Annotated in this window: 13 protein-coding genes; 7 read left to right on the forward strand and 6 right to left on the reverse strand. The window is 41.6% G+C overall.

Features of this window, described 5'->3' with window-relative positions; translation table 11 throughout:
* Nucleotides 1–304 precede the first annotated feature (304 nt).
* From O9324_RS06155 to O9324_RS06165, 3 genes are all read right to left on the reverse strand, one after another.
* The gene (locus O9324_RS06155; RefSeq protein ID WP_287628035.1) at nt 305–520 is read right to left on the reverse strand and encodes a DUF5615 family PIN-like protein; all 216 of its coding nucleotides are present in this window, start codon (nt 518–520) and stop codon (nt 305–307) included.
* The gene (locus O9324_RS06160) at nt 517–741 is read right to left on the reverse strand and encodes a DUF433 domain-containing protein (RefSeq protein WP_288139739.1); all 225 of its coding nucleotides are present in this window, start codon (nt 739–741) and stop codon (nt 517–519) included. Before O9324_RS06160 ends, O9324_RS06155 begins: the two co-directional genes overlap by 4 nt.
* A 142-nt stretch (nt 742–883) precedes the next feature.
* Entirely contained in the window at nt 884–1,633 is a 750-nt protein-coding gene (locus O9324_RS06165; protein WP_002757405.1) for an NYN domain-containing protein, read from the reverse strand.
* Nucleotides 1,634–1,897: 264 nt separating this feature from the next.
* On the opposite strand from O9324_RS06165, the gene O9324_RS06170 reads away from it, so the two are divergent.
* From O9324_RS06170 to O9324_RS06190, 5 genes are all read left to right on the forward strand, one after another.
* Nucleotides 1,898–2,797, forward strand: a complete 900-nt coding sequence (locus O9324_RS06170) for a J domain-containing protein (RefSeq protein ID WP_288139740.1) — start codon at nt 1,898–1,900, stop codon at nt 2,795–2,797.
* Nucleotides 2,798–2,887: 90 nt separating this feature from the next.
* Nucleotides 2,888–4,336, forward strand: a complete 1,449-nt coding sequence (locus O9324_RS06175; protein ID WP_288139741.1) for a serine/threonine-protein kinase — start codon at nt 2,888–2,890, stop codon at nt 4,334–4,336.
* A 462-nt stretch (nt 4,337–4,798) separates the two neighbouring features.
* The gene (locus tag O9324_RS06180; RefSeq protein WP_002765145.1) at nt 4,799–4,987 is read left to right on the forward strand and encodes a hypothetical protein; all 189 of its coding nucleotides are present in this window, start codon (nt 4,799–4,801) and stop codon (nt 4,985–4,987) included.
* Nucleotides 4,972–5,223: a type II toxin-antitoxin system RelE family toxin gene (locus tag O9324_RS06185; RefSeq protein ID WP_002765143.1), complete on the forward strand. Its 252-nt coding sequence runs from the start codon at nt 4,972–4,974 to the stop codon at nt 5,221–5,223. Before O9324_RS06180 ends, O9324_RS06185 begins: the two co-directional genes overlap by 16 nt.
* Before the next feature lie 221 nt (nt 5,224–5,444).
* On the forward strand, nt 5,445–6,224 hold the full coding sequence (locus tag O9324_RS06190) for a PEP-CTERM sorting domain-containing protein (protein WP_288139742.1): 780 nt from the start codon (nt 5,445–5,447) through the stop codon (nt 6,222–6,224).
* Nucleotides 6,225–6,334: 110 nt separating this feature from the next.
* On the opposite strand, the gene O9324_RS06195 is transcribed toward O9324_RS06190, so the two are convergent.
* From O9324_RS06195 to O9324_RS06205, 3 genes are all read right to left on the reverse strand, one after another.
* Nucleotides 6,335–6,802, reverse strand: coding sequence for a type II toxin-antitoxin system VapC family toxin (locus tag O9324_RS06195; RefSeq protein WP_287628030.1), 468 nt, complete (start codon nt 6,800–6,802; stop codon nt 6,335–6,337).
* Nucleotides 6,803–7,066, reverse strand: coding sequence for a hypothetical protein (locus O9324_RS06200; RefSeq protein ID WP_288139743.1), 264 nt, complete (start codon nt 7,064–7,066; stop codon nt 6,803–6,805).
* Nucleotides 7,067–7,458: 392 nt separating this feature from the next.
* Entirely contained in the window at nt 7,459–8,496 is a 1,038-nt protein-coding gene (locus O9324_RS06205) for a fatty acid desaturase (RefSeq protein ID WP_002765134.1), read from the reverse strand.
* 360 nt (nt 8,497–8,856) lie between these two features.
* Here O9324_RS06205 and O9324_RS06210 point away from each other — a divergent pair, with 360 nt between their 5' ends.
* Both O9324_RS06210 and O9324_RS06215 read left to right on the forward strand, forming a co-directional pair.
* A complete protein-coding gene (locus O9324_RS06210) occupies nt 8,857–9,579 on the forward strand; it encodes a lysozyme (protein WP_287628027.1) in 723 nt (240 codons plus the stop codon).
* 122 nt (nt 9,580–9,701) lie between these two features.
* Nucleotides 9,702–10,052 carry a hypothetical protein gene (locus O9324_RS06215; RefSeq protein ID WP_287628025.1) on the forward strand — a complete coding sequence of 117 codons (351 nt, stop codon included), beginning with the start codon at nt 9,702–9,704 and terminating at the stop codon, nt 10,050–10,052.
* Nucleotides 10,053–10,617: the final 565 nt, after the last annotated feature.

Below are 10,617 nucleotides of genomic sequence, written 5' to 3' on the forward strand. Positions count from 1 at the left end.
TCTCTAAGACTTTCCGGTATAGTTCACTTATCATTTTCGTTATTTAGGTCATATATAGTAAATATGACTTATCTTTTTTTGGAGTCTGTGTCTGTATTCCATGCTACATAAGCTTTTCAGCTTGCTTGTCCCCCTGTCAGACGGGCGAAGCATTCGGATAGAAAATCTACGGTTTCACCGATAGGTTATTGCCCGAATGCTTCGCCCCTACACGCGGGCCGATGAAGACGCAAGATTTTGAAGCACGATTCTCTCAAAATCTTGCACCTGTTTCACGAGAAAAGCAACAAAACCCTTACCTTGCCTACATTTCACATTTATTCAGCAGACCCAAATTAGGTATTAGTCGATCGGAAAAGTCTGTATCTTTCGTAACAATAACCAGTTTTTTATCCTTTGCATATTGCCAAATTTCCCTATCCCTTGGACTTCTACCTAAAACCGAAACATGAATGATCGGTAAAGATGGAGTGAACAGGATTTTAGCTGGTAAATTTTCATCAAAGAAAAAACCATTCATGCAATTTTTCTGACTTCATAGTGATTCGCCATCAATCTTGATGCAAATTGCATACAGGCATAAATATCTTCTCGATTCAGAGAAGGATATTCTTCAAGGACTTCTTCAATAGAATCCCCTGCTCCCAAAAATTCCATAACTGTTTGCACCGGAATTCGAGTTCCAGCGATAACAGGTCTTCCATTACAAATATCTGGATGGATATGGATACGACTTTCCATTAAAGTTTTGTTACCTCTTTGATGACCTAAAGTAAACTTATTATACCCTTTCATAGTCACAGGTGAGGATGTTGGGGTTCCTTAAAATCGATCGGTGTAGCGGTAGGACTTGCATGAGGGAACGCACTCTACTAGATCTGCACTACGTTTTTGGAGTAGTGCCATTCTTTTGCTTGCTCCTCACGAAGACTGCCTTATTTTTTCGCTGAATCTCGAATAAGTCAATAGCCTCGAACAGGCCACTTAACTTTGCATATCCGTAGTTGCGTGGGTCAAAAGATGTCTGATTTGCTATGTGTCCGCCAATCTCTGCCAAATTCGACCAACCATCATCGTCTAGAGTGCTAGAAACCGCGCCCCTCAATAAACTGATTAATTTGGTGTCTTGCTTCAACTCTTTACCAGTTTTCTTCACACTTGCAGAAACTTTGGAAGTCTCCTCAGAATTTACTGCTTGATCAATAGTTTCTAGGTATAAAAATGTTGAACACGCATAAACAAAAGGCAAGGGTGTTTTCTTCTCGCCAAATCCATAGACTTTTAAGCCATTTGTCAAAATTCGCATCACTAAAGGAGTAAAGTCACAATCGCTCGACACAATTGCAAAAGCATCCAACTGTTGTGTATACAGCAAATCCATTGCATCAATAATCATTGCAGCATCAGTAGCATTTTTGCCCTTCGTATAGTCGAACTGTTGGACGGGGCGAATAGCGTATTCGTGCAAACACTCCTCCCAAGCTTTCAGCGCAGGACTTTTCCAGTTTCCGTAAGCCTTACGAATATTGGCAACTCCATACTTGGCAATTTCAGAGATGATCGCCTCAATTTTTGATGCAGGGGCGTTGTCTGCATCAATTAGCAGTGCAATTTTTGATTCTGATTGCAGCATATTGCTCCAGGTGTGCTGATCACTTTAATTTTTGAACTCGAACAGACACTTTTCAAGTATGCCCCAACTGATAACCTAAGCCATCTAACTATTAATTATACAGAAACTTTCCGAATAACCAGAGTAAGGATATGGGGAAACTTTCGACATATCACCCCATTTTGTAGATTTCTGACAATCAGCTGAGATACAAAGAACTTTTCAGCGACCATAGCACCAATTATAATTCTTCGGGTAACTGAGCAGACTAACTATAAAGTTGCGATGACGGAGCAAATTCTTTCTCTACTCTTGTACTTAATTCTCATTTTAACGGCTTTTTGGTTTATTAGCCCCCAAAAAAAGCCCCGTAGTCATCCAGCTTATCATCTTGCTTGTTTACTAGAAGATGCTCCTGAAAGCTCTTTAAAGAGTCAATTTTATCCCCTGGCTACTCCCTTGTCCACCCCGATCGCCTGTACTGTTCCGCAGGTGTGGCGTAGTATATATAGGCAGTCTCTGGCAAAACCGGATGTTAATTATTGGCAATGGCGCGGTATGCCCGAAAATGAGCAGTTTTGTCGGGAATTACGGGAATTATTACAATTAAATCCGGCTAGAGGTTACGCTCAGGAAATTCTGGAAAGTCTCGCCTTGGGTCAAGATCCTTTTTATCATCTTTACTGGGATCTAAAAGCGATCGCTAATGGTAACTTTAACACTATCGGGACTTATAAACTAGCTGAGGGCAGATTTGCCCGGCGAGATTTGCGAACTCATCAGCAGATGCGGAGGGATTTTCGTCAATGGCATTTACAAGCTTGTCAACAGTTGGGAAAAGAACGGGTTAAAGCGGTTTATCGGCTGTGTTATGGAGCAGATTGGTCATTAATCGCCCAAATTCTCTATCCTTCGCCCCGTTCCTTGGCCGTGATGATTATAGAGTCGCCTAATCCCGTTTGGTGGCGAGTTTTGGGGATTACTCCTTTTAGCACCACTAGCCGGATTGAGAATAATTATAAAACTCTCTTGTGCTATTGGCATCCCGATCGCAATTCTCATCCCAATGCTACAGAAATCACTGCCCATCTTAATCGCGCCTACGATTGTTATCAAAGTTTTCAGGAGATGAGCAATCAAGATAATGCACCTTTGTGGACGAAAATCCGTCGCTGGATTCCTTAGACTCTACTCTAGTTTTTCCCTTGACTTTTTCCTTAACGAAAGAATGTTAGTCTAGGAACAATTTACGACCACGCTTGCACTCTCAGGGTAATGAATCTAGTGCTTTTAAACAATCGCTACCAAATTGTTAGTATCCTTGCTAGGGGGGGATTTGGGGAAACTTATATCGCTATCGATACGAATATGCCTTCTCAACGGCGCTGTGTGATTAAAAAATTGCAGCCAGCTATTCAAAGTGAGGAGATGCCAGAATGGTTAAAAGAACGTTTTCAGAAAGAAGCAAGCGTTTTAGAGGAATTGGGGGAGCAAAATCGCCAAATACCCCGTTTATACGGTTATTTTGCCCAAGATAATCACTTCTATCTGGTGCAGGAGTGGATTGAGGGGGAGACACTAACCCAAAAACAGCAACGACAGGGAAATTTATCCTCTTCAGCAGTGCGGACGATTTTGGAGAATTTACTGCCTGTTCTTGATTTTATTCACAGTCGCCGCATTATTCACCGGGATGTGAAACCCGATAATATTATCTTAAGAAATAGTGATAATTTGCCCATTTTAATCGATTTTGGGGTAATGAAAGAAGCAGTCGCCACCTTACTCGATCCTACGGGAAAAAGTGCCTATTCGATCGCCCTTGGCACCCCCGGTTATATGGCTTCAGAACAGGCTGCCGGAAGACCAGTCTTTTCTAGTGACCTTTATAGCTTAGGCTTAACGGCGATTTTTTTATTAACGGGAAAAACTCCCCAATATCTAGAAACTGACTCGCGCACGGGGGAAATTCTCTGGCGACAGGAGGCAGAAAATGTTAATCCTAATTTAGCTATGGTAATCGATCGAGCGATCCGTTTTCATCCCCGCGATCGGTTTGCTACTGCTAGGGAAATGTTGGCAGCTTTAGGAGAAATATCCCCGGATTTGTCCACCCAACCGACTGTCGCGGTTTCTCCCCATAGTCCCCGATTAAAGTCCTCTACACCCCCAAAACCAACCGTCTCCCCCACTGTGGTTATTCAAACCAATTCTGGGGAAAAAAAGAATCCTTGGCTGCGGATTTTGCTGATTTTTGCGGTGACAATTGGGGCTTTTGCCCTAGGATATCGGGGATTTATGGCTCTTTTACCCAAAAATGAGGAAATTAAACCATCACCAATCCCCGAACCTTCTCCTAGTCCTGAAATCATTCCTCCTCCCTCCCAAGATTTTCCCCCTATCCGACGACCTTCTCGTCAACGGACTCCCATTTATTCCCCGACTCCCACTCCATCCCCGACTCCTACCCCAGAGGTGATTCCTAGTCCAGAAGCGACTCCAGAGTTAACTCCTAGTCCCACCCCAGAAGAAGTAATTCCTATTCCTGTTCCCCTTCCTGAAACAGAGCCAAGTCCTCAAGTTTCTCCCCTTCCTTCTCCTTCTCCTTCTCCTTCTCCTTCCCCTGTTCCAGAGGTGATTAATCCCCCAGTTAATGAGGATAAAATTGAACCGATCGCTCCTCCCGTTTTATCACCTTCTCCTCCTGAAGAAAATAGTAATTAGGGCTTGCTGAATAATGGTAAAACCCTTTTAAAATAAGGCTTTTGACCTGTTAAAATCCCATGTTAGTGCAAGAATATAGGATTGGGACATTCAAAAACCTTGCATTATTCTTCTTGTAGTACATAGACTGGTACAAAAAAAGAAGGGCAACAAAGCCTGAAACGACCGGCTACTGACTCCTGACGACCGGCTACTGACTCCTAACCCCACCAACAAACTTTTTGCCGCAAACCCTAGTTAAGGTTTCCTCTGGTAATTTAGCCATATCCAATTATTTCTATTATCCCCAGTCTATCATCTGGTTGGTGCGAGGTAATCCTGTTTAATTTAGTTTGCGATCGAGTTGAGGATCAGTCAAGAGAGAAGGCAAAGGCGAATCCGACACACTGCACCACAATCCCTCTTTTGTTTTATGATGGTTAATGAAAGGCAGAAAAACAATAAGGAAGTAGGGGCAGTAGCATGAACGACCAAAGTGCTGTAGATATTGAGCAATTCCTAGAGTATTTAGAAACCTCTGAGACGGCTGATGACGTGCCTCCTGAAGAAATTGAAGTAGGAAAGAAAGCCTATCAAGAATATTTAGAAGGGCGCGATCCTGGCAAGTCCTTAGTAAAGTTAAAGGCTGAGTTAGGATGTGGCGTTACATAATCTTAAAACCAGCCGAGCGTTATCTAAAACGGTTACAGCCCCGCAGCCAAGAGCGCATCTTAAATGAACTGGATAAATTGCTGGCGAGTCCTACTCAGACAGATTTCAAGAAACTCAAAGGGCGAGAGAGTTATCGCCTGCGGGTGGGTAATTATCGGGTATTAATGCAGGTTAATCGAGAAGAACGTCTTTTCATTGTCACTGAGATCGGTCCTCGTGGTGATATTTATAAATAATACCGAATCCGACATACCGCGCCACAATCCCTCACGAAAGGCGATAGTTCGCCTGAGAAGGAGTAAAACAGGGGAAACCACCTGAGACTCCTTCCCCTGTCAATCCCTAAGCTAGGGAGAGGAATGTAAAGATTTATTAAAATGTAGCTTTTGATACATTTGTGGGGGGAGTGTGTATTATTTTATTGTCCGCCTTAGACTTTATCGAATTTCAAAAAACAATGATTATTGCTAAACAGCTTTTTGCCTTAACCACTTGTGCTACATTTATTGGAATTTTAGTAAATATTGAGCCAAGTCTTGCTTTCAAAAGTTCATTAAGAATTAAGAATGAAAAAGATGATCTTGTAACAGTTGATGTGAGAGGAACTGTGCAAACAATAAGTGGAGAGTTAGATTTAGGCTCAATTTATCCTTTTCCTGTGGTAATAGCTCCAGGGGATGAGTCACATATTAGATTTAATATTCCAGATTACTTAACAGATCTTCATTATATTATTGATGATCCTGGAGTTATTTCAGAAACAGCATTTGGATTTGTCGGTGGTTCTAGTGGCTCGTTTTTTCTTGAAAATTACATCAATAGTAGTCTTTCTAACTTAGCAATTATAAATAGCAACGAGTTTTTGGCTCCATTACTATTTAGTTCAGGTCGCTCAACAAACTTATTCATAGGAATTGATCTAAATCAATGGATTCCATCACTAACCCAATTTCAAGCTGGTGATTCATTTAACTTTGTCAATGGAATATCGTCAAGCTTACCTGGTGTTATCGTCGGTACTACGCCAGTAAGCTTTTCTTCTTCAGTAGGCTGGTTTACAGCGAATCCTTATACTGGCTCTGGATTTGTAATAGCTGCATCTGATGGAGATACTATCCCCGAACCTTCCTCAACCCTCGGTTTCCTCGCTCTCGGTACACTCGGCGCAGCCTCAACCCTCAAGCGCCAACTAAAACCCTCTAAATCCACCGAAAAAGAAACCACAAAAATAGGCTAAATTGCTTCTAAAAATACCATAAATGCCCCTTTATTTACTCCCTTGAAGGGGATTATTTTTTCCACCTTTTTAAACTCTAAAAATTTCAGAGTTCACAGCTTATCGCTTACTTAAGACGGATGATTGTTAGGATTTTCCATCAGCAATCCCTCACTGATCACAGCGACATTCAATTCATTATCTGCCGAGACAAAAGTGATAGAAGGTAAACCACTAGCTAGGCAAAGTGCATTAACAGCACAACCTACTGCTAACTGGATTGCGTCATAACCTCTTAAACCATAAGTTTCCGCTAATACCATTCCTGAATTAATTATACTTTCGGTAATTTCAATGACTTGATAATCTTTAAGCGAGTCCTTTCTCAACTGATGAACTATTGCCGTTGCATCCGTAACGCTAATACTTCCAGTGCGGTATCTTCGCGTAATAGCAGCCACAATTTCTACCTTGGCGATTGCGGCAATAAATATTTCATTATTTAAAGCAGCAGCAAATAATCCCAATACCCACGCTGAACCGGGTTCGCTGATATAACGCTTGACCAAGGCACTACTATCTAAGAAATAAAGTGCCATTTAACGGCGTTCCTCAATAATCGTTTCTGAAATAGGTTTTCCCTCGATTTCAATCAATCGTCGCTCAGTTATCGGTTGAGATGAAGGACGCTTAATCTGCTTGACTAATCCAGCATCAAGAAGAGATTGGTGAAATACCGCTTGTTTGTCAGCTTCTTCTTTATCCATAAGATGCTGTTGAATCGTCTGATTAAGCAGCTGAAGTTCTTTTAGCTCAAGAGTCTCAAGCTGATTCAAGATTTGAGTAAGGATTGCCTGTGTCATAATCTGCTACTTTTTTTGCTGTCTGAGTAATTAATATTTTATAGCAAAGTTATAATTGAGTTAGTACAATGGACAGTATCATAAAAATTCACTCTTTAGACCTGCTTGATCGTAAATTTTTAGATTCTAGGCGCTTAATATCCTCTTGCCAGTAGCTGTTGAAAAGCAAAATGATCAAATCCTAGAGAACCGCTTGGATATTTGTTTGATTCTTGGCCAATGCTGCCGATGTTATTCCCTTTGTACCTCGTTCAATTTCACTGCATCAGCTTCATCCCTTGCCACTGAATCAAATCAAGAAAAAGACTTTATCCCCAGTTTTGGCAACTATTCTCGGTGTGAGAGGAGGAGGCAGATTTTGCTGCCGTTTCCTCCTAATGGCTAAGACAGGATTAGTTTTTGCGGTAAAAAATCTTACTGCCTTGGTCACTGACAAAATGACAATTGCGGTAGGACCGCCAGAGAGATTTGAAAATCGGTTCTTTCGAGACGCGATAATAGTCTCCTAAGACGGGACGGATAGCCTCGGTTGCTTCTTGGAGATGATAGTGGGGAATAGTGATAAAAATATGATGGGCAACGTGAGTACCAATTTGGTGATGGATGGGATTAAAGATGCCATAATTGCGATCGATGGTAGAAAGCGCCCCTTTGAGAAAGTACCAATCTTGACCGCGATACCAGGGAATATCATCTTCAGTGTGGTGTAGGAATGTCACCAGGTCTAACCAAACCACAAAGACGATATAGGGCATGATGTAGTAGTTAAACAGAAACCAAAAGCCGTAGCTAATACCCACCCCGATTAATAGACCTAACATAAAGGTACAGCAAACGGTGCTAGTCAGTACCTGCCACCGTTCCGAGGGGCGAAAGAGGGAGCTTTCAGGCATAAAATGGGACCCCTGTTTATTAGGGGAACGACGGAAAAGATAGAGGGGATAAACAAATAAAATTAGCTGAAAACGAGCTAATTTTTCGTACCAAGCCATATTGTTATACTGGGTTTCCGTGACGGGATACCAACTTTCATCGGTGTCGATATTGCCAGTATTAGCGTGATGGGTGCGATGACTGATACGCCAACCGTGGAAAGGTACGAGAATGGGAGTATGACTGAGATGACCGATTAAGTTATTTAACCAACGATAACGGGAAAAGGAACCGTGACCGCAATCGTGACCGACGACAAATAAGGCCCAAAACATGGTTCCCTGCATAAACCAAAAAAGGGGGAAGAACCATGCTTGATTAATCTGGTAAGTTATCCAGTAAAGTAGGGTAATAATGCCAATGTCAAAAAAAAAGTAGGCTAAAGAGCGAAAAACGCTTGATTGGAAGCAACGGGCCGGGATAGCTAGACGGACATCCTGTAGGGTAAATGGCAAAAATTCTCTTTCTAGGGTGGGTTTAGGTAGGGTTTGGGACACTAGGTTATAACTCAAGATGGATAACAGGGCAGTATTGACGAAAGCTTGAGTAGCTCAAGTTTTCTGTTTGTCGATGCGCTATCTTTTCTCTATCTCAGCTAAGAGCGGATAAGACCGAGCGATCGAGCGAATTTCGTCTAACTCACTGGGATTTTATTCTAGGGCTTAATGTAACTTAACAAAAGCCCCTGGGGAAAGTTAATCAGATTCTCCCCCTGTCTGTCCGTCTGTACCCTTGGGCATCCATACAATAGACCGGCTCTTCGGTTCGTGTTATCCACCCGATCAAACCAGACCAAGCAACGAAGAACCAAATAGATTAACATTGTTTTGTCAGCAGATAAGTTTAGAGGTTCATTTATGGCAATAGCAACTTTGACAGCACTTCACGACACTGCGATCAAGAAATCGACAGAACAATCTAGTAAGCTACCCGATACTGAGAAAAAGATTTACAAGGCCGGACAAACCATCAGCATCGACAGGGTGGAATCTGCACCCAACGGACATTTAAAAGTAACCCTGAGTAGCGGTGCTGGTGTCTGGTATATCTTTGAAAAAGATTGGTCTCCTATTCCAGAGTCTATGGACCGAGTAGAAAGCAATAGTAAAGTTCCTGAACAAGCAGTTCAGATTATAACTGAGTTTGAAGGTTTTGTCCCTCATGTTTATAATGATGGCGTAGGAGTGGCGACGATTGGGATTGGAACAACTCGGTATCCTAATGGCAAACCTGTTCGTTTTGGCGATCCAAATATCACTTTAGCAACCGCTCAGAGTTATTTATCCCACGATCTTGAAAACACCGTAAATCACCTAGCTGCTTCAATTCCTTATTGGAATGAGATGAATGATAATCAGCGTTCAGCCTTGATTTCGTTTGCTTACAATTTAGGCGATCATTTCTACGGTAATCCCGGTTTTAATTCTATCACTTCTGCTTTGCGAGATAAGCGATGGAATGACGTACCTAAGATTTTAGAACTCTACTCTAATCCGGGTTCCAATGTCCATGAAGGTCTGCTGCGACGGCGCAAGGCTGAGGGTGAATTGTGGCAAGGTAAGGGGAAATTTGCTAAGTAAGTAGTTGTGTCTCTGGGGTGCAAATGTCACCCCAGAGACACGGAGAACACAGAGAGATATTTATTGGCTACTGGAATTAAAGTATGGGATTATTTTTTGTTAGGTTTAAGCCAAATTTCTTGATGAGAACTCTGTTTTTATTGTTTATCTGCTTGTTTTGGGGTAAAACAACTCTTGCAGAAACCTTACAAACAAGAAATTTTATTGTCAAGATTACTAGAAATTGTCCTGAAGGAGAGGTAGTGTGCAACAATGTCTCCTACACTGGAACAAGTTTAAGAACCGCAGAATCGATTAAACTTACTGGGAGAACTGTTTATCGTTTGTGTTCAGATAGGGTTACTCCCTGTCAATTTCTCGGCTACGAGTTTATTAATAGAAATTATCGCTACTTTGTCACAGAAAGTGGTATAATCAAAATCTATAAAAATGGCAAGCTTTTACTTGAAGAACGTGGTTCATGGCAGGATTAATCGTTTAATCAAAACTGATTAAATTCTCTTTCAAGTAAGTATATAAGAATTGCAGGCGTTGTGTTTCACTTTCAGTGAGTTGGTCTCCTTTTCCTCGCAACTCAAAATATCGTTGTGTAGCTGTCGATAAGCGTATTGTTTTACCTATAGCGTTTCCTAAGCTAGTGAGGTACACCTATTTTTCTTCCCTTTTGCCTTTTGGCTCTTGCCTTTTGCCTAAAACCCATAACTTTTGTACCTCAGCAGACTGAAAAACGCTATAGTTACGAACTCGATCCATTTGGTAGATTGTTGCTTAACAATTGAGATGGCCAATTCTACTCAAATATGCCTGATACTAAATCCGTTGAGTAACGCACAGAAAACGGGTTTCTCCGAGAAACCCGTTTTCTACTCATGCACTCATGCAAAAAGGGGAATAAATAATCAGTCTTTAATAACCAGATTTAGTATGAATCGCCTTCTAGGTGAGCAACTCACATAAGCTGTGAAAACCCAAAAAAAGGGCGAACAAAATTCACCCTAACAGACACAGTAATCATCCTACAAAGTGCTGATAAACTGA

Source organism: Microcystis sp. LE19-84.1B, assembly GCF_027531875.1.
GTDB lineage: Bacteria > Cyanobacteriota > Cyanobacteriia > Cyanobacteriales > Microcystaceae > Microcystis > Microcystis panniformis.